Source organism: Flagellimonas sp. (assembly GCF_965215805.1).
In the GTDB taxonomy this organism is placed as follows: Bacteria; Bacteroidota; Bacteroidia; order Flavobacteriales; family Flavobacteriaceae; genus Flagellimonas.
The window spans coordinates 460,102-480,833 of sequence record NZ_OZ244124.1 but is presented as its reverse complement, the minus strand read 5'-3'; the positions used below and the strand labels follow the sequence as shown (position 1 = coordinate 480,833).

Genomic DNA, 20,732 nt, shown 5'->3' with positions numbered 1-20,732 from the left:
AATTCACTTATCAACCGCAATAAACTCCAAACCAGTTACTACAGATTCTTCGTTCTACTTATCTTTTTTTAGTTGGATGCCACCGCTGGCATCGGAGGATATTCTTTTAAAATATGTGAAACGAACTCGCGGATTCGCTCCTCTTTCTTTTCAATGTTCTTGGTATTGTTCAGCGTGCCCACACCACGTCCCTGCCAAACCAGTTCTTTTTTGTTGGCATCAATAACGTCAATGTACAGGGAGCCTTCGGTACGGGTGCTTACATTGTTGCCGAAACCTCCTCCCCAGCCCCAGCCCCAACCAGGACCCCAGACCCAAGGATTGTAGAAGCCGCCCCAAGCGCCACCCCATCCAAAGTTGTTGTTGTACACATCCACACGTTCACGTTCCTTGGTGAAAATGCTGATCAGCACGTCGGGTTTTTGGGATTTGGCAAAGCCACGGGAAGTCATTTCCGTCTCAATAGCCTTTAGAATTCGTTTTTTGTCCAAATCTGATATTTGGGCCTTATCAATGCCGGTTTTGTAGAAGGCATAGGTTTGATATTCGCCAAAATTCGTTTGGGTATCATAATCGGAAACCACGCGTACAGAAGAGCAGGAAACCATAAATGTAGCCGCTAAGGCGACCAAGGTGAGAAGTTTTACATTTTTCATATCAATTTTACTTTTGAGTTCAACAGAAAAGACTATAAATAAGTCACAAATATTATGCCGAACATACTATTAACGCTGGCTATTTGTCTTTTTATCATAGCCATAGGGGCAGTGTCGGCATCCACTTTCACAGCAATATCCCCTTTTAAGGTGGTATTGTTTGGTAAAGACCTTATATCCTTCCTCGGATAAGTAATAATCGCCCTCTTCAAGAGGAATGAGCTCCTTCATTTATAATGAATCCTGTCCAATTACCTATAAAATTAAACTATTCCGATGAAAGGCTATATATAGGCTAAATTGGGTTATTCACCGAAATTGTTAATCTTATTATCGAAGCAATCCTTCCTTGAGTGGCTTCAAAAGTTATATTTGTAGGAAACCTATGATAATTCGGTTTGATTTTAGTCTTTAAACATTTCTTTTATCGCAACTATGTTGGCTTGTCTTTGTGGCCCTTTATCATTTTAAAGGAAGGCGCCCTCAGGAAAGATGATGTATTGATCAACCACGAGCGTATACATTTGAAACAACAACGGGAGCTTCTCATCATACCTTTTTATATTCTATATATTTCCGAGTGGTTATTGCGTACCGTATTATATCTGGATAGTTATAGGGCCTACCAAAATATCAGTTTTGAACGTGAGGCCTACGCCAATGAGGATGATATGGAGTATATTTTCCAGAGAAAACCGTATAGTTTTGTAAACTATTTGATGCGATAACACCAAGGCTTGTTAATTCCCAATCAGAAAATTGATTTCCCTTTTTTTAAGGAAAGTGGCATCGACCTTTATATCAAAAGGGAGGATTTGATTCATCCCCACATTTCAGGCAACAAATACCGAAAACTCAAATACAATCTTATTGAGGCGAAACAGCAGGGGCAGGACACCTTGCTCACCTTTGGCGGGGCATTTTCCAATCATATAGCGGCTACGGCTTATGCTGGAAAGGAAGCTGGACTGAAAACCATAGGTGTCATTCGTGGGGAGGAACTCAAGGAGGGGTGGCAAGCTAATCCAACATTAAAACTGGCTTCCGAACATGGAATGCGTTTTCATTTTGTTTCGCGAAGCGAATATCGGACTAAAGGAACAGATTCGTTCCTGGAAAAACTGAAGATGACTTTTGGCGAATTTTATATACTACCCGAAGGCGGAACCAACGATTTGGCCATCAAAGGTTGTGAAGAAATTTTGACTGTGGAGGATAACAGGTTCGATTTTATTTGTAGTGCCGTGGGTACGGGTGGAACAATAGCAGGAATTATTAATTCGGCTCAACCGCACCAACGGGTATTGGGCTTTCCTGCCCTTAAGGGCGACTTTTTAATGAAGGAGATCCGGAAAGTAAGTGAAAGTGAAAATTGGGACTTGATCCAGGATTACCACTTTGGCGGATATGCAAAGATCACAACTGAACAGGTGGGGTTTATCAACAATTTTAAAAAGAAAACTGGTATTCCCTTAGATCCTATTTATACTGGAAAGATGGTTTTTGGTATTTTTGACCTGATTAAAAAGGGTTTTTTTAAGCCTGGCACCCAAATTTTGGCTATCCACACAGGAGGATTGCAAGGAATTAAAGGCATGAACCAAGTACTGAAACAAAAGAATTTACCGTTATTGGATTTATGATCAGGAGAATTGGATATGTTGTGGTACTCGCTGTGTTACTAACGGGTTGTAAGTCCAAAAAGCGAACGGTTACACGTCAGTCTAAACCTGTTGTGGAGACCAGGACCAGCACCCATCGGAATCCAAATAGGGGATTACCTGCGGATGGACCCAAAGAGTCCGAACTGTATCCAATGCCTGCCAACCCAGGCCGATTTGTAAAATTCCCGATTGCTGATACTCGGGAATATATTGAGACTTTTGCGGAAATAGCCCAGTACGAAATGCGGGCTTTTGGCATTCCTGCCAGCATTACCTTGGCGCAAGGGATTTTGGAAAGTGGTTCGGGCAAAGGGGAGTTGACCAGAAAGACCAACAACCATTTCGGCATCAAATGCCATACGGGTTGGGACGGTGAATTCGATTTTCATGATGATGACGCCAAGGGAGAGTGTTTTCGAAAGTACAATCATCCCATGTATTCTTTTAGGGATCATAGCATTTTCCTTTCGTCACGTTCGAGATATGCTTTTCTCTTTAATTACAGACGAGATGACTATAAAAAATGGGCTTACGGACTGAGGCAGGCAGGTTATGCGACGGATCGCAAATACCCTCAAAAGCTGATAGCCTTGATAGAGCGCTATGATCTGGACCAATATGATGATGAAGTGGTCCGAGGTGGTTTGGACACCGTGCGGGCTCCAAAAAAATATGATGTGTTCACCCATGTGGTGGAAAAAGGGGATACGCTGTATGGCATCTCCAGAAAATATACCATTTCGGTGGACGAGTTGAAACGACTCAACAATCTAAGTAGCAACACCATTTCCATTGGACAGGTGCTCAACATCAGAAAAGAAAAAACGAAGTAAAATGTCACATCGAGCAACCTGTGATGGGGCAAGTCCGAAGTACAGTTGAGGAATAATTATGTATTAATTTGGAAAGATTTGATAACCTGTATTTTGGAATCCTGTTAATTATTCTTGGAGTTCTTTATTTTATTTGGAACTTAAAGAAGGATTATCCTTCTGACAAAAACACCTTTACAAAAGCGGATTATGTGAATTCATGGGGTATAGTTTTTGGCGTTCTTTTATTGGGTATAGTATTAATAATAAGGAATATTTAAAGTTCACTAAAACAATCGCTAGTTTTGCGTTCGATTTGTCATTCCGCACTTGTTGCGGAATCCAAGATGGATTGAGTTATAGATTCCCGCCTTCGCGGGAATGACAAAAAAACCATATGATCTACCAACGAAGCAGCGCCTTGTTCGCAGAGGCCAAAAAATACATCCCCGGTGGGGTAAACTCCCCAGTAAGAGCCTTTAAAGCCGTAGGCGGAGATCCCATTTTTGTGAAAGAGGCCAAAGGTGCTTATCTCTATGATGAAGACGGGAACCAGCTTATCGATTACATTGCCTCATGGGGCCCATTGATTTTGGGTCATGCCCATGAACCCGTAATCAATGCAGTAATCGAAAAAGCCAAAAAAGGAACTTCTTTTGGAATGCCTACCGAAATTGAGACCGAACTGGCCCAACTGGCCGTTTCCATGGTACCAAATATCGATAAGATTCGTTTTGTGAACAGCGGTACTGAAGCTTGTATGAGTGCTGTGCGTTTGGCTCGAGGGTATACCGGCAAAGACAAAATCATCAAATTCGCGGGCTGTTACCATGGCCATTCCGATTCTTTTTTGATTCAGGCGGGGAGCGGAGCGGTGACTTTTGGGAGTCCTAATAGTCCTGGAGTGACCCAGGGAACCGCAAAGGACACCCTGCTGGCCAATTATAACGATTTGGAAGGGGTGAAAGCCCTTGCCGAAGCCAATAAAGGTGAAATTGCAGCCATTATTTTGGAACCTGTGGCAGGGAATATGGGTTGTATTATTCCTACGGATGAATTTATCCATGGCCTTCGAGAACTCTGTACCCAAGAAGGCATATTGTTGCTTTTTGATGAGGTCATGACAGGCTTCCGATTGGGCAAAGGTGGAGCACAAGAAGCCTTGGGCATTGATGCCGATATTGTAATGTTCGGAAAAGTAATTGGGGGAGGATTGCCTGTGGGTGCTTTTGCTGCTCGGGCCGAAATCATGTCGCATTTAGCTCCTGAAGGACCCGTGTATCAGGCTGGAACCTTAAGCGGAAATCCCTTGGCCATGAGCGCTGGATTGGCTATGCTCACTGAGCTCAATAACAAACCCGAAGTATTTTCCAGTCTGGCTGAAAAAACAGAGTATCTACATAAGGGAATTGCAGAAGTTTTGACTGAAAAAGGAGTGACGCACCAAATCAACCGATATGGTAGCATGATCTCCGTGCATTTCTGCGAAGACCCAGTAGTGGATTTTGCTTCCTCGGCCAAAGGCAACAACGAGACCTTCAAGAAATATTTCCATGGCATGCTGAAGCAAGGGGTGTACCTCCCACCATCGGCATTTGAAAGTTACTTCCTAAATGATGCGCTTACCTATTCAGATTTGGATAAGACTATTGAAGCAGTTAGAACTATTTTCTAAATAGTAAGCATAAGTACCGTTTGAACATCTGCTTCGACAGGCGGAACTTTTTGAAAAAAGGGGAGCTGTTTCTGTATAAGTTGAACAAACAGGTTCTCCCGTAGCTCAGAATTTCATCTTACTTGTTCCTTCCCTTGGAAAGGGAAGGTGTCCGAAGGACGGAAGGGTCGAAACTTGAATCTGGTTACGATTAATCAAAATGCTCCCGAATCTCCTCTAACACCGAAGCCAAATTCTCAAACACCATGCTATTTTCAAACCGAAGCACGGTGAGACCAAGACCTTCTAGATGTTGGGTACGGAAATAATCTTTTTCTTGGGCCACAGCATTAAAATGCACCTGCCCGTCCAATTCAATGATTAGTTTCTCGGAAGCGCAATAGAAATCCACAATAAAATTATCAATACTGTGCTGCCTTCTGAACTTTCTTCCATCCAGTTGTTTGCGTTGCAGTTTGGTCCAAAGAAAAGCCTCAGCTGGGGTCAGGTTTTTGCGTAGGTCTTTCCGATACTGTTTAAGTATGCGTTTGTTATGTCGCCTCATTGTGTAGTGTAAGATTGGGTAGGGGTAAGGTAGGTAAAATAATATTTAGTTAAAACCCCTCCGTCCTTCGGACACCTCCCCTCCTACGATGGGAGGAGCCATTTAAGGTAAATAGGAGTAAGCGGATTAGAATAAAAGGAGAATACTAAACCTCCTACATGATCATCTCCTTGCTCACAATCATGCCAGTCAAAGTGCCTTGGTATACCGCATTGGAAACCGTACGCATACGGGTGGCATTATCCCCGCAGGCATAGACGCCATCCACGGTTGTTTTTTGCATCCCATCCACTGTTATGTAGCCGTTCTCGTCAATTTCGGCTCCTAAGGACACGGGAATATCACAATGCTGCTCAAAAGGGATATGGGCATAGAGTGCCGTGACTGCTGCCGTACTTCCATCCGAAAAACGTAACTGTTTCAGATAGCCTTCCTCATGCTCCGCTTTTAGTATTTCCTTGTCCACAACCTTAATGTTGAGGTCTTTTAGTTGCTTGATTTGTTCTGGGGATAAATTGGACTTGCCATTGGTAAATAGGGTAAGGTCTTTGGTCCAATTGGTCAGAAATTTGGCAAATTCAAAAGCTTCCTCCCCCTGCGCCAACACCCCTGTTTTGGCACCTCTAACCTCATAACCATGGCAATACGGACAATGCAAAATTGAAATCCCCCAACAATCCGAAAAGCCTTCAATGGGGGGCATAATGTCCTTGATACCCGTGGCAAAGACCAGCTTGTGAGCCCTGAACCGCTCCTTTTTGGAAGTGGCAATTTCAAACCCATCTGCAATCTTTCTACCTTTGGTAGCCAGGCCATCAAAAAAATGAACGGTGCTGTATTGTTCCACTTGCGACTTACCTAGCTGTGCTATTTCGTGGGGCGGCACCCCGTCCTGGGTCAGAAAATTATGGGAATATGGCGTCTGCTGGTTACAGGGTTTGCCACTGTCTATGATCAAAACTTTTTTCAGGGCCCTGCCCAGGGCCATGGCTGCAGAAAGGCCTGAGTAGCTTCCGCCAACGATAATAACATCAAAATGGTTCTTTTTCATGGGATAATAGGTGCTAAAATTGAGGGGATGGAGCAGCATGCTGGATGCCGTGACCGTCCCACTCTTGTTTATAAATGTCCTTCGGCTCATGGGTCTCATGACATACTCTTTATTGTACAAGTACAAAAGTAGCGGCCACTGGGGTCAAGGGGGTAGGACAAGTGCTGGCTTGAATAGGACTTATGTAAAGTTTTGCCGGTAAGCTTCCGGTGATTGCCCGGTATGTTTTTTAAAGAAGCGGATAAAATAGGAAACGTCCTCGTAGCCCAACTGATGGGCAATTTCCTTCACCTGGTTACTGGTGGCTAGTAATCTCCGTTTGGATTCCAAGATTATTTGGTCGTTGATTACCTCGCGGCAGGTCTTGCCCAATCCGGATTTGGTAATGGCATTGAGTTGGTAGGCGCTCAGGTGCAGCATTTCTGCATAGTCCGAAACCTTTTTATGGGCGGCCAGATGGGTTTCCAACAGTTCCAAAAAGGCCTCCAGTCGTTCGCGGGGATATAGGTTTGGGCCTTTAAGGTTGGGAACATTGGCCTGCTGTTGGCGTAAAAGCTCAATGAGGAAAATATCTAGCTGTGCCTTGATCATTTTTTCATGGCCTGCACGTTCTACGGAAAACTCGTCCAAGATGGCATGTAGGGGAGCGGTCACTTTAGTGTAGGTTGTTGGATTGAAGGAATACAGCGTGGTATTGCTGCAAGAGCGGAGCAGTAATCTGGAATCCATGCTGCAATTGTCAAAAAAGTCTGAGGTAAACTGAAGTACAAAACCAGTGGAACCTGAATCCAGTTGCAAATCATGCACCTGGCCGGGCCGCATAAAGAACACACAATGTTTGCCCACGGGATAGGGGGTAAAATCGATATGATGTTGGCCAGAGGCATGCTCCAAGGCCAGGACAAAGTAAAAATCGTGCCGATGCAGTTCTTGAACCATGGGAATTTTTTCCAGGAGTTGGGCAATATCCCTAATGATAAAGTTCCCCAAAAGATGGGGTTCCTCTTGGAAATGGTGCAGCCGTGCGATGGGGATTTTTTTCATGGTTGCTAGTCCAATTTGGTGGGCTCCAACAGCTCCCTTACGTCCACATTCAAGAGGTGGGCTATGTCCCTGAGTACGGGAATACTGGGCTGGGCCTTGTTGTTGCAGTAGTTGGTGACCACCACATAGCTTTTGTTTATTTGCTCCGACAACCAGGTCTGGGTGCGGCCCTGTTCCTTAAGTACAATTTTGATGCGGTTCATTATCTTGGTTTGGGACATGTATTACAAAGTAATACGTATTTATAAAAATTTTCAATAAACACCTTTTGGGATATAGCAAAATACGATACAAAAAAATGTTGTAAAATATTATAAAATGATATATTTTTATATTGTTAAACCAAATAACCTACTTCCTATGCGCCACAAAACCTTGATCATCCAACTTATCCGCCAAGATCTAAAGCACAGCCAGCTCACGGGTGCCCTTAAGGGTATGGGCCTGGAAGATGGCGGGCTATATGCCCTAGATCTTATGGCCTTGGTAGCCCAGCTTATGAAGGTGCCGGCTTCCCAACTAGAGCAGTTTACCAGCACCTATGGCCAATTTTTGGATCGGGCGCCCCAATTGCCCATTTCGTTTAGTGGCCAAGAGTTGGCCCCAGTGGCAGAGGCCTGTTATAAACAGTTAAAGGGGTGTTTGGGGTAGCACAGGACAAAGGCTAAGCTATACTTCATTTTAGTTCACAGGTTGCTAGCTTAATTGTGAATTCAAATTTGCAATATGTTTATTTAGTTTTTTTTGTCTTTAAATCCTTGTCTATTGTTATGACCATTAGACCTTCAAGCGAATATCTGCGATAGAATTTCATGAATGCCATAAAGGATAAATAACAAACTAGAGAAAGGGAAACCAAGACTAAGGAGTTTGACCAAGTTAGCGAGCAATTAAATATATTTTTAAAGAAGTAATAATAAGAAAGTAAATTAAAAATAAAACATAATGCTCTGAGGAACCCATACAATGCTACGTAGTTGCTCATTTTAGCTTGATGGGTTTTGCTATTTTCATATGCGTAATGCGTTACTATTCGATGAAAATCGTAATTATTCGCGCCTCCTTGATCATATTTTTTGTAATCTTTTACGTTTGTGATTCCGAGAATGTTTATTAGACATGTAATTTTATATGTTATTAACTGCCTTAACAATGGATCAAGCGAAGATGTATAAAAGCGTTTAAATCCAAGCAAATGCCCTATTAGAAAGTCTAAAAAAACACAGGGGAATAAAACGAGAATCATAACAAACCGCCAAGCAACGTCCTTCCAATTTTTGCAGGATTTCCAATAACCCTTATGCCCAAGTTTCAATAGGTACTTAGATGGAAATCCGTATCTCCAAATGGCATACTTTTCTATGCTGATGAAGAGGCAAAGTTTAAAAGATGCCCTATAGAGTAGGATAAAATGACGAAAAAAAAGATTCCTTCAAAATTGGTTTCTGAAAAGTCCTTCAAAAAGCTTAACAGGTCAAATGTTTCTTTACTTTCGGAATCATTTATAATTAGATAGGCATATACTAGAATTGAACCTGGAACAAAATATCCTAAAAAATCATAGACTGAAAATGGATTTTGTTTTATCATTTAGCAAAAGGTTGAAAATTGGTTTATGAGTTTTTAGTTGCAGAGGCTTCTGGCAACGTAAGTTTTGTTGCCGTTTGAATTTATATAGTAACAACCTCCCCTTGGGCCTCTGTAGTACCGCCTTGAATATGTTTTTCTTGGAGTGTATGAACGTGTATAATTCTTTCTTTGCGATGAAGATGTGCTGGGGGGTTCAACTGTTGATAAATGAATGAATTCCTTTTTTTGCCTTACATCCTTTTGTTTGATGTAGCCAATTTTCTCCTTAAAAATGGCATAATAATAAGTTCCGTACTTGTATTTGTTTATAATTATTATTTCTTCATTTCTATCAGGGGTAGCTATAATTTGACTATTGTATTTTGGTGACTTTCTTAATTCAGAGCCCCTTTTCATTGTGCTTTTTATCCCTCTCTCTTTGGCTTTTGAAAAGGATATTTCTTGTTCTATAGAGTCAATTTCTTTCTCAATGCTTTTTAATCTTTGATTTAATTCTAACTTTTCCTTTTCTAAATCTTCTTTAAGTCTTTTTTGCTCAATAGAATTTTGACTCAATGCAAATGGAGATTGAAGCAATATTGCACAGAATAAGATGGTTCTCATTAGGTGAATTAATGAAATTAGTTGCGTGTTCTTAGGGGGGAGTTTAGGGGAATTAAGTTAGTATTTCTTGAATAAAAGGTATTGATGAAATACCTTAAAAAAACTGGGGTTTTTCCACAATTTTGTGCCTTTTTGGTGGGTTTGAGGCTGTTTTGGGGATGGAGTGGGTTGGACGGGGTTCTTCGCAGGTCCTTCGCTTCGCTCAGGATGACGCTCAGGACGACAGTTTGGAATGACATTTCGTTAAAGTGTGTTAAAATATTACCGAACGTTTGGTAAAATTAAAAATCATTGTACATTTGTCCCATGAGAATGGCAAAAGTATCAGATCAGGAAATTTTAAACGGGTTGATGTCCGTGTTTCGCTCTAAAGGCTATGACGGGGCCAGCCTAAACGAATTGGCCGAGGCCACGGGTCTTAAAAAAGCCAGTCTCTACCACCGCTTTCCCGGAGGGAAAAAGGAAATGACGGATGCCGTGCTGGACTTTATGGAGGCTTGGATCAACGAGAAGGTCTATACGGTACTTTCCAATACGGAAACACCACCTCAAAAACGGCTAAAGGATGCCATCCACAATATTGGCGAGGTGTACGGCCATGGCACCAAGGTTTGCCTGTACCGCTCCTTGAGTATGGACACTGGCATGTCGCTCTTTGGCAATAAAATAGAAAAGGGGATTGGGCAATGGTTGGATTCGTTTAGTATTCTGGGTCAAGCTTTTGGAAAAGATGAAGCGACGTCCAAACAGCTGGCTCAGCAGAATTTTGTGGAGATCCAAGGGAGTTTGGTCCTTAGTAAGGCTACAGGTAGTACGGAGCCTTTTGCCAAGACCCTCAAAAATATTGAACAGAGATATACAACATAAAAAAATTTAATTATTTAAATTACCGAACGTTCGGTAATAAAACAAAAACAACAATTAATATTAAAATCATGAAAACAAGTAAATCAATTCTAGTAGTATTTGTAATGGCACTTTTTGCGGCCTCGAACCTTAACGGACAACGAAACAAGTCCAATGTAGACAGTTATCCAACCACTTTTCATACCGCCGAGGTGGCTGGTTTGGATATTTTTTACCGTGAAGCAGGACCCAAAGATGCCCCAACCCTAGTATTGTTGCACGGGTATCCCACTTCTTCCCACATGTTCCGAAATTTGATGGCGGATTTATCACAGGACTATCACTTAATTGCCCCAGACTACCCTGGGTATGGACGTAGCTCCCAACCTCCAATGTCCGAGTTTGAGTATAGCTTTGACAATTTTGCGGAGATCGTGGACGAATTGTTGGTGCAACTCAAAATCAATCGGTACAGCTTGTACTTAATGGATTACGGTGCTCCCGTGGGCTATCGCATTTTTGAGAAACATCCAGAAAGGGTAGAAGCCTTCATCGTGCAGAATGGAAATGCTTATACAGAAGGTTTGGCAGATTTCTGGGATCCCTTGCGCAAGCTTTGGGCTGACAATTCAGAAGAAAACAAGAAGCCCCTGGAAGGATTTCACCAGATAGGTGGTCTTAAATGGCAGTACCTGCATGGGGTGCAAGACAGTACCAAAATAAGCCCTGATAACTGGCACCATGACCTTCAACACTTGACCCGCCCGGAGAACAATGAAATCCAATTGGCCATGTTCTATGACTACCGTACCAATGTGGACCGCTACCCTGGATGGCAAAAACTCTTTAGGGAGTATCAGATACCTACTTTGATCGTATGGGGAAAGAACGACTATATTTTCCCTCCCTCAGGCGCCCATCCGTACAAGCGTGACCTTAAGAACGTGGAGTTCCATTTGTTGAATACTGGACACTTTGCCCTGGAGGAAAAAGGAGATGAGATTGCCCAATACATCAGCAACTTCTTAGCTAAAAACAAGATAAAATAAGTTAACAACCCGTAATTAGGTGCACTGCCCGTGGCTCATTTTTTTTCATGAGGTTGCGGGTAGTGTTTTGGGTTTTCATCCGACTTAGGTTGGCATAAACTACACACTATGGAACAAGAAATAAAGCAGCCGATTCCTCCATTTACCTTGGAGACAGCCAAACAGAAAATACAATTGGCGGAAGACGCCTGGAACAGTCAAGATCCCGTAAAAGTTTCCAAAGCCTATACAGTGGACAGCGAATGGCGAAATCGGTCGAAGTTCATTAATGGACGGGAAGAAATCCAAGCATTTTTAACCGACAAATGGGAAAATGAACGCCATTACAAACTCAAAAAGGAATACTGGGCCCATGGCGATGATCGAATCGCTGTCCGATTTGAGTACGAGTATCAAAACAAGGACGGACAATGGTTCCGTGCCCATGGCAATGAGAATTGGGAGTTTGATGCAAATGGCCTGATGAAGAGGCGGTATGCAAGTATTAATGATGTGGCTATTGCGGAAGGGGATAGGCGGTTGTGATCTACCCACCCCACCGGCTCAATTTACAATTGAGCCACCTCCCCTCTTCGAAGGGAGGAGTACTGCAGTATTCCCAATAAAAGTTTCTCCCCCGAAGAGGGGAGATGTCCAGCGGACAGAGGGGTGGTATATAAAAACGGGGCTAAACAGCCCCGTTTTCCACAAAAATCTAACTAAAACCAACCTAACTAGACGGGTTTAATCCAAAGCAGGTGTTTCCACTTGCTTCTTTCTTTAATGATGAGCAAGATGTTGATAGCAAACAGACCTCCGGTCTCGAGCAGCTCACCTAGCTCATCGGCTTCCAGGAACAGATGGAACAAAAAGATGTGCAAGGTTATGGGCAGCAAGAAAATGGCGCCCACAAAACCGGTGCCCTGCAGCAGTACCAACAGACCAAATAACAATTCACAAATACCCAGTACCTGCCAAAAGTATCCGGTCTGCTTGGCTCCACTGATGTACAATATTTTTTGAAGGGTACCTTCCTTTTCTGGAGCTTTGAACTTCTCGGCTTTCTCCACCACTTCAACGGGGGAAGGAATGGGCTTTTGAAACTTCTGGACACCTCCATAGACCATCATTCCTCCCAAAATAAGACGAAGGATTATGAAAACAATATTTTTGATGTTCATAATGTCCGTTTTAGAGTCTTTCGTAGGTCAATTGGGCGTTACCACGTACCCCTTCGTTACTTACATAAGCCGTGAACATCATCTTATAATAGTTGCCCGCGGCATCTTTTAGCACATAATAGCGGTCATCCTTCAATACCCCGCCAAAGGCATCTCTCCAGCCACTACCAATTACGGTTCTGTCATCGTAAACCAACGCGGATTCGTCTACATCGCTTCTGGCAAAATCAGCATAGGAAGGCACATCAAACTCGGTAACCACACCTTCGGAATCCCTTTCATAGGTGGTTATCTGGTAAAGTCCCACATCTCCCAAAGTGTTGTGCACGGCAAAATCGGAATAGGTCAATCCGGCAACAAGTGGGCCTTGGTAGCCATAATAGGAGAACACCCCACTAAAGTTGATGTCCCATGCATCAGCTGTAGGTTCTACACTTACGCTCTGACCATCGGTCAAGCTAAAGCCGGACACCAAGTAGCTGGAATTCTTGGGAACTGTTACCTCGGAGAAATTTGCTGTCTCGTCCAAGGCTGCATATTGAATGGTATAATTGCTTCCATCGCTCAAGATTCGCACCTTCATAAAACCTCGATGATCCCCAGTGGTGTTGATACTTCCAGGCTCAGCGGCCTCGGTTGGAACCTCGTTTCCAAGACCTACAATGTAAACATTGTTTTCATCTGCCGTTGTGGAAATCTCTGTAAAAGCCGTCCCTTCCAAATCCCCTTGCCAGCTATCGGTAAAGACTACACCTTCGTCAAAATCCCCATACTGGAAATAACCCACAGGCAATCCTTGAAGTAGTTCTCCCACAGTGTTTACGGTTACCGTAGTAGGTTGAAAGGTCATGGGGTCCAAGGTGTTCAATTCCAAGGGAGTGGTTAAAGCTGTGGCCTCGGTAACCGTAAGTATATCGGTAATTCCTTCCAACTCGGCAGCCGAGACCAGTAAAGCGGCATTCAAAAACACCCGATTTTCGGTGCCATTAAACAGACCTAGTTCCCAAGTATCCCGTTTAACCGCGGTCTGAACCCCAGAGCTAAAGTCGAAATACACCTGATTGGGCATGTTGGAACCTCCGTTTTCCAAATCGATGATCCCATTTAAGGCTGCGATAGGTGAAAAACTTACGGTCGCAGAGTTTACGGAACCATTCATCCAGTCTGTATTGTCAAAACCATCCAAAGAGAAGGTAACCGACTTGGTGGTTCCTTCAATAGGGTCCAAGATTTTAGTGAAGCTAATGGTAGTGCTTAAATCTCCCACCGCCACAGGAAGGGAAATACTTCCTGAGGTTGCTGCTGGAACGGTAGAGAAATCGGTACCGTAAACCGCATTTTCACCGGTAAAGGACACAGTGATGGTACCTGCTTCCGTGGCCGCCCTGGAGAAATTCAGGGTGATTTCCTTGGTGGTATCCGTTTCCGAAGTACTAATGGTGGCAGAACTAAAGGTTACCGAGAAATCGATAAGATCTTCGGAATCATCACTACTGCAAGAACTCAAAATCGCCAAAAACAGCGACACATATAAAAACGTAAGTTTTTTCATGGTTTTTAATTAAGGTTTAATTTGTATGATAGTTTTAAAAAATAGGATCTCCCGTTACCGAACAACCTGCTGGCAGTTGAATTGGATGCATGTGCTCCTGAGGGAACATCGGAGGCGTTTACGGTAACAATGTCGAAGATGTTTCGTGCACCAAGGGTAATGTCCAAATCCTTGGTTATACTGGTTCTGACAGAAGCATCCATCCAAGTGAAATCATCCGTCTGCCCTACAACGGGACCACTGTCCCCAGGGACCAAAACCTGCGTTTTTCCGGTATACTTTAGTTGGGTGGAAAGTGTGGTTTTCCAGGAAGGGATGGTATAGCCCAAGGTGGTCTGAAGGTTGAAACTCCAGAGGTAATCGCTATTACTATCTTCAGAGCCGTCAATAGCGGTGGATTCGCCCATGTAGGTTGCTCCCAATCCAGCTTGCCAACGGTCCAATTTGATGCTGTTCTCCCACGAAAAGCCAAGGATTTTGGAATAATCCACGTTGGCAAAGGTGAAGAGGCTTCGGTCATTGTCATCCGCGGTAACCACGCTGGCGATTTTGTCCTGAATATCAAAGTAATACGACTTAATCGCCGATTTTAGGAGGCCACTTTCCCCGATTTTGTACTTGTTTTCCAAATTCAAGAACACGGAAATTCCATCTTCGGGTTGCAGGTTGGGATTGCCTTGAACATTGTGGTTGGCATCGACGAAGTAAAAGAACAGTTCCTCAAAATTTGGTGCCCTAAAGGCTGAGCCAAAGACAGCTTTAAGTTTGAATGTATCTGTAAAATCATAGGTAGAGGAAAGGGACCATATCAATTGGTTGCCGAACTGGGAGTTGTTGGTGAACCTTGCTCCTGGATAAAAGGATAGCTTGTCCGTTAGGTTAAAATCCAGTACTCCAAAAAAGTCATAGTTTTCCAAAGTGTTTTCCACCACGTCATTGGAATATTCCCCGGTGGCAATGGCATCAAACCCGGTTTGTCGGGTAAACTCATACCCCAACTGCGCATTAAAAAACTCCGATTTGGGGACGATGTTGGATACAAAACCCTTGGAATAGTAAATTTTACTGGACTGACTCAGGTCATCCGCGATATAGGACTCAATGCCCTGCTGTAGAATGTTGTAGACATATTGTTGGTAGTAGCGCTTTTGGTCTTGGTATGAAAAGAACAGATTGTAATTGGTCTGTCCTTTTAAAGGACCGGAAACGGTGAGGTTGTTCACCCAGCGATCGGTTTCAAAAATTTCGTCCAAAGCAGTGGGGTCTACCATACCTGTACCGGGATCTAAACGTCCGGTTACATTTCGATCATAAACCGTCACCTCTTCGTCAAAGTACTGTAGCTTAAAAAAGATATTGTGCTTGCCCAAGGTGGCGTTTAGGTTGCCAAATGCGGTCAGTTGTTCCTTAGGATTCCATTCGGTTCCACGGAGACCGTCATTGATTAAGGTGTTATCCTGGATATTGACATAATCCTTACCTCGGAAGTTGTTATAAAAACCGGCATAATCGTTTCTGGATGCTCCAATGGAATAGCCCAATTTGTTATTGACCTGATTGCTGACCTTGAAATTTTGAATGTGTCGGCCTTCATCAAACAGGGCATATTCGTCACCTACGGTTTCCTCTTGCACGGATACTTGCACCTGCCAGGCATAATCACCTTCCAAGGCCCGCTTGGTTACGATATTGATAACCCCCGCTACGGCATTGTCACCATACAAGACTCCCATGGAACCTTCCACGATTTCGATACGGTCTACATCCTCCAAATTGATTTGGGTGATATCGATATTGTTGCCCACTCCGTTGTCGCTGACCACAGGGATGCCATCAATCAAGATTTTCACGTATTGGCCATCCAAGCCAAACATGTTCACAGTTGACCTTCCAGTGGAGGCATCAGGGGTAATTGTGATGTTGAGGTTGTAGTTCAGAATATCGGCAAGATTGTTACCCGCAACTTGGGCAATGTCCTTTTGATCTATCGTCCCAACGGCGAATAATTTCTTGCTGAGTGACATCACTTTACTCTCTCCTGTCACTACAACTTCATTCAATTGCTTGAGTGCCATGGATTCTTGCTCTAGAGAATCGAGTTGTTGCGAATTTGCATAAGCACCTATTAAACAGGATGTTAAGATTATGGATATTTGGTTATTTAGATTCATTCTTGATTAATTGCCGACAAATATATAAGTTATTTTAATTCAGTCTAAATAAAATTAATATTTTTGTCATTCAATTTTTAATTCATCTATAAGAATACCACTATGAAGAAATCAACCATTTTATTGGCACTATTGGTAAGTGCAACTACAATTATGCAAGCGCAGAAAAAAAGGGATTTGGACCGCCAAGCTATTTTGGACATGTGCGGTTGCTACGACATTACTTTTAAGTACACGGAGACCTTTGCCCCTGAAATCGATTACGAGAAGAAAATGGACTATACAGCTGGCGCCTTGGAACTGGCTTTGCCCATTGTTGATGAAAAAAACAAAATTTCCATCCAACATTTATTGGTGATCAATGATTCCATGGTCATCAAACATTGGCGTCAGGATTGGGAATACGAAAACCAAAATGTGTTCTATTATGACAAGGACAATAATTGGAAATTTGGAACACTTCCTAAGAAACAAGTTAAGGGCCAATGGAGCCAAAAAGTTTATCAAGTGGACGATAGCCCACGCTATTCCGGTTCTGCCACATGGGTACATGTAGACGGCAAACACTACTGGGAAAATAAGACAGATTCACCGTTGCCAAGACGCGAATACTCGAAAAGAAGCGACTACAATGTTATGAAACGAGGTAACCGTCAGGAAATCACTTCCTATGGTTGGGTTCACGAGCAGGACAACGATAAGATAATCCGCAAGGATGGGAAGGCTGATGTGCTGTTGGCACAAGAAAAAGGGATGAACATTTATAAAAAAGTGGAGGATTCCAAATGCCAATTGGCTGTGGATTGGTGGAACGAACATAAGGAGTTTTGGGCCAATGTTCGCGATTCTTGGGACCAAGTCTATGACCGTCAAGGGGATTTAACCCTGCTCAAAAAAGTGGATGAAAAACCTATGTTTATGCACTTTTACCCTTTAGAAAAAGCAGAAGCAGGTGCTGGAGAAATTTCCCAATTGATCAACAAGTTTGTTGCGGATTCAGGCCAAACCAATGAAGAAAGCAAGTAAGCATAATTTTCAGAAATGGGCCGTGCTGTGCATGGCCTTTTTCTTTTTGGCTTTTACCTCCGATAAGATTTCGCCCCGATTACAGCAAAAGTTGGAAAGTGCCGTTCAAACCGCTTTTGAAGTTGAAGATTTTGAACTTCAACCTATGAATGTAGAATTAGGCGAAGACAGTTTGTTTAAAATACTGCTTCAAAACGAGATTTTGGGTTATGCCTATTTGGGAAAGGCCCCTAGCATGAAGGATGTTTTTGACTATGTGGTGCTTTTTAATCCAGATCTTAGTGTTAAAAAAGCCAAGGTGCTGATTTATCGGGAGAATCATGGTCGGCAAATTGGGAGTCAGCGGTGGTTGAAACAATTCATTGGCAAAACCTCGGAGAATTCCCTGGAGTATGGGACGGATATTGATGCCATTTCAGGAGCTACAATATCCGCCAAATCCATGACCAAAGCTGTCAATGGGGTTTTGGAAAAAATGAAGTTACTTCAGGTCAATAACAACATTTAAACCATAGTAGTAAACGGGGCTTAATGCCCCGTTTTTTTTCGGTTATTTTGCTTATTGCAAGGCTTCACCAATAATAAAGACAAGATTTTTTAAACTATCATCCCGTTTGGGAAACAGGGCCTGCATCCTTGAATCCTGAACCATTTGCTGCATCCCCTCAGGGCTGTCAAAATAAAATCTATGAATCTCATTGGGCTGCTCCACCAAGTCGTTTGCGGAGGCAAATGGGATTAGAAAGCGCTCAAAATGGGTTCCAAACTCAGGGATGATCTCGCAAGCCGCGTTATGGTATTCCGTGAACTGCTCCTGGTACTTTTTGCCTTCTTTATAATAGATTAAAGCAATACCATAGGTTTTGGTGGCGTCCCCAATTTCTCTGAAAAAATCAAAGTTGGGATCTCTTTTTGTTGCGAATCCAAACATTTTTTCCACAGAGGTGGCAATATAGTCCTGCTTTAGCTTTAGAAATTCAGGATCTTTGTCAAAAGCTTCTTTGGCCGCTACATTGGGATATACTGCAAAATGGATTTCATCGGGCAGATCCAGGTCGCCCATGGCCGACATTTTTGGCTTAATGACCCGCTCTATTTTGGCCCCATATTTTTCCAGGAGCACATTACCTCTGCTTCGCAGTTTTTCAAAATCTTTTTCCTTTCCTTCCTTGAGATAAAAGAACGCGGTATTGATGATTTGTTCATCCTTGTCTGTAATTGTTTCCATGTTTTTGTTTGCTGTTTTTGAAATAATGAATCCGCTAAGAACCACTGTGGCCATTAGCGTTAAACCGAGGGTGATTGTTTTTTTCATGCTGTCATTGATTTAGATTTAACTCATTCAACGATACAAAGTTGCAGATGAAACGGGAGAAGAATTTTAGGCTCAGGTCCAACTATTTACCTAGGAAGTCCAATCTATATTTGGAAGGGGAGCTACCAAAATGCTGCTTGAATTTAAAGGAGAAGTGATGGATGGTTTTAAAGCCTGTTGCAAAGGCAATTTCCTGGATGGAATCATTAGAGACCTGCAATAAATCTTTGGCTTTTGCCAGACGTTGACCAAGGATGTACTGTTGAGGAGGTAGCTGGTAGATTTCCTTGAACTTCCTTTTAAAGGTGGAGAGACTCATATGGGTAAGTTGGGCAAGTTCGTTGACACTTATTTCAGAGAAAATATGGGCAGCTATGGTAGCTTTAAAATCCACCGTTCGCTCTGTAAAAAGGTTTTCCAGTATTTGAAGAATGTGAGGTGCGTTCTGTGTTTGCATCAAAAGCAGGATAATTTCCTTGGTCTTTAGGCATAGGAGCTCCTTGTTGACCAAATGGGGGTTGTCAAAATAGAACAGTACGTCTTCTACATATTTATCCACCGGGATTGAGGCTTCAATCAGTGCCATGTTGTGACGTGGTGTGTTCTTCTTTTTATTGACCAAAAAGTTGGGAAGGTCGTTCCCATATATTCTTCGCAGTACTTCTGGATGGAAATGCACGGCAACCGCCTGGTATTGTCCTGTTTTTTTATCTGAAACCATTTGCCCCACATAGTTGCCACACTTCATTAATACAGACTGCTTGGTGTTTATTTTAAGGAATTCACTTTCTGAAAAGGACTTATAATCCCCTTCCCTGACATGGAGAAAACAGGCCTCGTCATGCATAGGGTTAGGTGCCCTAAAAGGGGGTAAAATGAGGGCTTTTTCAAATAACAATTTCCCAAAAAGATCAATGCGCTTGTATTCTTTAATCATGGTTAGTTATTTAAAGTCAAATAAGGATTTGGCGGGGCATAGCCCCGCCATCAACAAGCAAGTGGCATTCAACCTATTACATATGAATGCGCTTTCCACAACCAAAACCTTGAGGTATGGGATTTTACCTTTTGGTTTCCTTTAGCTCAGTTTTGGGAAACGGTGAGCAAGTGTTCCATTTGCAATTCTTCTTTGATCAGGGCATCTTGAATAGGTTGGGTCTTTGCATTAAATTCCACTGTGCCATAATCAATTCCCGAAACTGTTCGGGTAGGCCTGTTGCCTTTGTCCATTTCAATTAGTTTTAAGGTGTCATCGGCTACCAATTGTGGGTCAATGGCATCTTCGCTATTGAAAAGACCCTCAAAATTTTTGAGCATGGCATGGGGAACTTCCTTAAAGTCGCCATAGGCCTCAAAGGTTATTTGGTCAGCTTCTTTGGGCCCGGTAAACAAGAGATTGGTACCAAACGGTCCTGGTTCCACAATGCATACTTCCACGCCAAAGGGAGCCAATTCGTATCGCAAGGATTGTGAATATGCCTCAACAGCATGTTTGCTGGCGCAATACACGCCAAAATAGGGGAATGCAAGTCTTCCAGCCAGGCTGGTGGTATTAATAATCAAGCCATCCCCCGCTTTTCTCATGTGGGGGGTCACCGCCTTTACCGTTCGTGCAATACCAAAGAAGTTCACATCGAATTGCTTCTGGATTTGTTCCAAGCTGTACGCTTCCGTGATACCGACAAACATAACTCCTGCATTGTTGACTAGCACATCAATTTTACCATCTTCCGCAACAATGGTTTCTACGGCGCGATCTATGGAGTTGGAATCTGTAACATCCAGTTCAAGCACTTTAAGCTGTAAAGCCTTATCAGATGCAATTTGTTCCAGTTCCTTATTCTTTTCCAAGTTCTTACCATCGGCATTGCGCATGGTAGCCCAAACTTTATGGCCTGCCTTTGCGGCCGATAGAGCAGTTAGGTATCCAAATCCGCTGCTACTTCCTGTAATTAAGATGTTTTTTTTCATGAT

General features: G+C 42.9%; 23 protein-coding genes. 10 read left to right on the top strand and 13 right to left on the bottom strand.

The window, feature by feature from the left end; genetic code table 11:
• Positions 1-68: 68 nt before the first annotated feature.
• Positions 69-656 (bottom strand): DUF4136 domain-containing protein, encoded by a 588-nt coding sequence (locus ACOOE0_RS02155; protein ID WP_420400835.1) that lies wholly within the window; start codon positions 654-656, stop codon positions 69-71.
• Positions 657-725: 69 nt separating this feature from the next.
• A complete protein-coding gene (locus ACOOE0_RS02150; RefSeq protein ID WP_420400834.1) occupies positions 726-887 on the bottom strand; it encodes a DUF5522 domain-containing protein in 162 nt (53 codons plus the stop codon).
• A gap of 167 nt (positions 888-1,054) precedes the next feature.
• On the opposite strand from ACOOE0_RS02150, the gene ACOOE0_RS02145 reads away from it, so the two are divergent.
• The 4 genes from ACOOE0_RS02145 (at position 1,055) to hemL (ending at position 4,807) form a co-directional block, all read left to right on the top strand.
• Positions 1,055-1,384 carry a hypothetical protein gene (locus ACOOE0_RS02145; RefSeq protein WP_420400833.1) on the top strand — a complete coding sequence of 110 codons (330 nt, stop codon included), beginning with the start codon at positions 1,055-1,057 and terminating at the stop codon, positions 1,382-1,384.
• A gap of 9 nt (positions 1,385-1,393) precedes the next feature.
• The gene (locus tag ACOOE0_RS02140) at positions 1,394-2,299 is read left to right on the top strand and encodes a 1-aminocyclopropane-1-carboxylate deaminase/D-cysteine desulfhydrase (protein WP_420400832.1); all 906 of its coding nucleotides are present in this window, start codon (positions 1,394-1,396) and stop codon (positions 2,297-2,299) included.
• The gene (locus ACOOE0_RS02135) at positions 2,296-3,153 is read left to right on the top strand and encodes a glucosaminidase domain-containing protein (protein WP_420400831.1); all 858 of its coding nucleotides are present in this window, start codon (positions 2,296-2,298) and stop codon (positions 3,151-3,153) included. The genes ACOOE0_RS02140 and ACOOE0_RS02135 overlap by 4 nt, the downstream gene beginning before the upstream one ends.
• A 376-nt stretch (positions 3,154-3,529) precedes the next feature.
• A complete protein-coding gene (hemL, locus tag ACOOE0_RS02130; RefSeq protein ID WP_420400830.1) occupies positions 3,530-4,807 on the top strand; it encodes a glutamate-1-semialdehyde 2,1-aminomutase in 1,278 nt (425 codons plus the stop codon).
• Between the two features lie 190 nt (positions 4,808-4,997).
• Here the strand turns inward: hemL and ACOOE0_RS02125 are convergent, their stop codons facing one another.
• The 4 genes from ACOOE0_RS02125 to ACOOE0_RS02110 all read right to left on the bottom strand — a co-directional run bounded on the left by ACOOE0_RS02125 (position 4,998) and on the right by ACOOE0_RS02110 (position 7,649).
• Positions 4,998-5,351, bottom strand: coding sequence for an endonuclease domain-containing protein (locus ACOOE0_RS02125; protein ID WP_420400829.1), 354 nt, complete (start codon positions 5,349-5,351; stop codon positions 4,998-5,000).
• A 154-nt stretch (positions 5,352-5,505) separates the two neighbouring features.
• Positions 5,506-6,501, bottom strand: a complete 996-nt coding sequence (locus tag ACOOE0_RS02120; protein ID WP_420400828.1) for an NAD(P)/FAD-dependent oxidoreductase — start codon at positions 6,499-6,501, stop codon at positions 5,506-5,508.
• A gap of 81 nt (positions 6,502-6,582) precedes the next feature.
• Complete coding sequence (locus ACOOE0_RS02115) at positions 6,583-7,446, bottom strand: helix-turn-helix domain-containing protein (RefSeq protein ID WP_420400827.1); 864 nt, start codon at positions 7,444-7,446, stop codon at positions 6,583-6,585.
• Between the two features lie 5 nt (positions 7,447-7,451).
• On the bottom strand, positions 7,452-7,649 hold the full coding sequence (locus tag ACOOE0_RS02110) for a helix-turn-helix transcriptional regulator (protein WP_420400826.1): 198 nt from the start codon (positions 7,647-7,649) through the stop codon (positions 7,452-7,454).
• A gap of 157 nt (positions 7,650-7,806) precedes the next feature.
• Between ACOOE0_RS02110 and ACOOE0_RS02105 the strand changes: the two genes are divergently transcribed.
• Positions 7,807-8,097, top strand: a complete 291-nt coding sequence (locus ACOOE0_RS02105) for a hypothetical protein (protein WP_420400825.1) — start codon at positions 7,807-7,809, stop codon at positions 8,095-8,097.
• 972 nt (positions 8,098-9,069) lie between these two features.
• On the opposite strand, the gene ACOOE0_RS02100 is transcribed toward ACOOE0_RS02105, so the two are convergent.
• The gene (locus ACOOE0_RS02100; RefSeq protein ID WP_420400824.1) at positions 9,070-9,639 is read right to left on the bottom strand and encodes a hypothetical protein; all 570 of its coding nucleotides are present in this window, start codon (positions 9,637-9,639) and stop codon (positions 9,070-9,072) included.
• Between the two features lie 312 nt (positions 9,640-9,951).
• Between ACOOE0_RS02100 and ACOOE0_RS02095 the strand changes: the two genes are divergently transcribed.
• The 3 genes from ACOOE0_RS02095 to ACOOE0_RS02085 all read left to right on the top strand — a co-directional run bounded on the left by ACOOE0_RS02095 (position 9,952) and on the right by ACOOE0_RS02085 (position 12,059).
• Positions 9,952-10,506, top strand: a complete 555-nt coding sequence (locus ACOOE0_RS02095; RefSeq protein WP_420400823.1) for a TetR/AcrR family transcriptional regulator — start codon at positions 9,952-9,954, stop codon at positions 10,504-10,506.
• Between the two features lie 68 nt (positions 10,507-10,574).
• On the top strand, positions 10,575-11,534 hold the full coding sequence (locus ACOOE0_RS02090; RefSeq protein ID WP_420400822.1) for an alpha/beta fold hydrolase: 960 nt from the start codon (positions 10,575-10,577) through the stop codon (positions 11,532-11,534).
• A 108-nt stretch (positions 11,535-11,642) separates the two neighbouring features.
• The gene (locus ACOOE0_RS02085) at positions 11,643-12,059 is read left to right on the top strand and encodes a DUF1348 family protein (RefSeq protein ID WP_420400821.1); all 417 of its coding nucleotides are present in this window, start codon (positions 11,643-11,645) and stop codon (positions 12,057-12,059) included.
• 188 nt (positions 12,060-12,247) lie between these two features.
• Here the strand turns inward: ACOOE0_RS02085 and ACOOE0_RS02080 are convergent, their stop codons facing one another.
• Genes ACOOE0_RS02080 through ACOOE0_RS02070 form a run of 3 tightly spaced genes read right to left on the bottom strand, consistent with a single transcriptional unit; the run spans position 12,248 to position 16,417 of the window.
• Positions 12,248-12,694: a DoxX family membrane protein gene (locus ACOOE0_RS02080; protein ID WP_420400820.1), complete on the bottom strand. Its 447-nt coding sequence runs from the start codon at positions 12,692-12,694 to the stop codon at positions 12,248-12,250.
• A gap of 10 nt (positions 12,695-12,704) precedes the next feature.
• Complete coding sequence (locus tag ACOOE0_RS02075; RefSeq protein ID WP_420400819.1) at positions 12,705-14,246, bottom strand: HmuY family protein; 1,542 nt, start codon at positions 14,244-14,246, stop codon at positions 12,705-12,707.
• 5 nt (positions 14,247-14,251) lie between these two features.
• A complete protein-coding gene (locus tag ACOOE0_RS02070; protein ID WP_420400818.1) occupies positions 14,252-16,417 on the bottom strand; it encodes a TonB-dependent receptor plug domain-containing protein in 2,166 nt (721 codons plus the stop codon).
• A 102-nt stretch (positions 16,418-16,519) separates the two neighbouring features.
• Between ACOOE0_RS02070 and ACOOE0_RS02065 the strand changes: the two genes are divergently transcribed.
• Positions 16,520-17,443: a DUF6607 family protein gene (locus tag ACOOE0_RS02065; protein ID WP_420400817.1), complete on the top strand. Its 924-nt coding sequence runs from the start codon at positions 16,520-16,522 to the stop codon at positions 17,441-17,443.
• Positions 17,427-17,951, top strand: a complete 525-nt coding sequence (locus ACOOE0_RS02060) for an FMN-binding protein (RefSeq protein WP_420400816.1) — start codon at positions 17,427-17,429, stop codon at positions 17,949-17,951. The genes ACOOE0_RS02065 and ACOOE0_RS02060 overlap by 17 nt, the downstream gene beginning before the upstream one ends.
• A 51-nt stretch (positions 17,952-18,002) precedes the next feature.
• Here the strand turns inward: ACOOE0_RS02060 and ACOOE0_RS02055 are convergent, their stop codons facing one another.
• From ACOOE0_RS02055 to ACOOE0_RS02045, 3 genes are all read right to left on the bottom strand, one after another.
• Positions 18,003-18,758, bottom strand: a complete 756-nt coding sequence (locus ACOOE0_RS02055) for a hypothetical protein (RefSeq protein WP_420400815.1) — start codon at positions 18,756-18,758, stop codon at positions 18,003-18,005.
• A gap of 82 nt (positions 18,759-18,840) precedes the next feature.
• Positions 18,841-19,695: a helix-turn-helix transcriptional regulator gene (locus ACOOE0_RS02050; RefSeq protein ID WP_420400814.1), complete on the bottom strand. Its 855-nt coding sequence runs from the start codon at positions 19,693-19,695 to the stop codon at positions 18,841-18,843.
• A gap of 146 nt (positions 19,696-19,841) precedes the next feature.
• Positions 19,842-20,729 (bottom strand): SDR family oxidoreductase, encoded by an 888-nt coding sequence (locus ACOOE0_RS02045; RefSeq protein ID WP_420400813.1) that lies wholly within the window; start codon positions 20,727-20,729, stop codon positions 19,842-19,844.
• Between the last annotated feature and the right edge of the window lie 3 nt (positions 20,730-20,732).

Excerpts from the sequence above, each read along its gene's own strand:
- ACOOE0_RS02155 (WP_420400835.1), bottom strand. The coding sequence starts at position 656 with ATGAAAAATGTAAAACTTCTCACCTTGGTCGCCTTAGCGGCTACATTT.
- ACOOE0_RS02150 (WP_420400834.1), bottom strand. The coding sequence starts at position 887 with ATGAAGGAGCTCATTCCTCTTGAAGAGGGCGATTATTACTTATCCGAG.
- ACOOE0_RS02135 (WP_420400831.1), top strand. The coding sequence starts at position 2,296 with ATGATCAGGAGAATTGGATATGTTGTGGTACTCGCTGTGTTACTAACG.
- hemL (WP_420400830.1), top strand. The coding sequence starts at position 3,530 with ATGATCTACCAACGAAGCAGCGCCTTGTTCGCAGAGGCCAAAAAATAC.
- ACOOE0_RS02125 (WP_420400829.1), bottom strand. The coding sequence starts at position 5,351 with ATGAGGCGACATAACAAACGCATACTTAAACAGTATCGGAAAGACCTA.
- ACOOE0_RS02120 (WP_420400828.1), bottom strand. The coding sequence starts at position 6,501 with ATGAGACCCATGAGCCGAAGGACATTTATAAACAAGAGTGGGACGGTC.
- ACOOE0_RS02115 (WP_420400827.1), bottom strand. The coding sequence starts at position 7,446 with ATGAAAAAAATCCCCATCGCACGGCTGCACCATTTCCAAGAGGAACCC.
- ACOOE0_RS02110 (WP_420400826.1), bottom strand. The coding sequence starts at position 7,649 with ATGAACCGCATCAAAATTGTACTTAAGGAACAGGGCCGCACCCAGACC.
- ACOOE0_RS02105 (WP_420400825.1), top strand. The coding sequence starts at position 7,807 with ATGCGCCACAAAACCTTGATCATCCAACTTATCCGCCAAGATCTAAAG.
- ACOOE0_RS02100 (WP_420400824.1), bottom strand. The coding sequence starts at position 9,639 with ATGAGAACCATCTTATTCTGTGCAATATTGCTTCAATCTCCATTTGCA.
- ACOOE0_RS02095 (WP_420400823.1), top strand. The coding sequence starts at position 9,952 with ATGGCAAAAGTATCAGATCAGGAAATTTTAAACGGGTTGATGTCCGTG.
- ACOOE0_RS02090 (WP_420400822.1), top strand. The coding sequence starts at position 10,575 with ATGAAAACAAGTAAATCAATTCTAGTAGTATTTGTAATGGCACTTTTT.
- ACOOE0_RS02085 (WP_420400821.1), top strand. The coding sequence starts at position 11,643 with ATGGAACAAGAAATAAAGCAGCCGATTCCTCCATTTACCTTGGAGACA.
- ACOOE0_RS02080 (WP_420400820.1), bottom strand. The coding sequence starts at position 12,694 with ATGAACATCAAAAATATTGTTTTCATAATCCTTCGTCTTATTTTGGGA.
- ACOOE0_RS02075 (WP_420400819.1), bottom strand. The coding sequence starts at position 14,246 with ATGAAAAAACTTACGTTTTTATATGTGTCGCTGTTTTTGGCGATTTTG.
- ACOOE0_RS02070 (WP_420400818.1), bottom strand. The coding sequence starts at position 16,417 with ATGAATCTAAATAACCAAATATCCATAATCTTAACATCCTGTTTAATA.
- ACOOE0_RS02065 (WP_420400817.1), top strand. The coding sequence starts at position 16,520 with ATGAAGAAATCAACCATTTTATTGGCACTATTGGTAAGTGCAACTACA.
- ACOOE0_RS02060 (WP_420400816.1), top strand. The coding sequence starts at position 17,427 with ATGAAGAAAGCAAGTAAGCATAATTTTCAGAAATGGGCCGTGCTGTGC.
- ACOOE0_RS02055 (WP_420400815.1), bottom strand. The coding sequence starts at position 18,758 with ATGAAAAAAACAATCACCCTCGGTTTAACGCTAATGGCCACAGTGGTT.
- ACOOE0_RS02050 (WP_420400814.1), bottom strand. The coding sequence starts at position 19,695 with ATGATTAAAGAATACAAGCGCATTGATCTTTTTGGGAAATTGTTATTT.
- ACOOE0_RS02045 (WP_420400813.1), bottom strand. The coding sequence starts at position 20,729 with ATGAAAAAAAACATCTTAATTACAGGAAGTAGCAGCGGATTTGGATAC.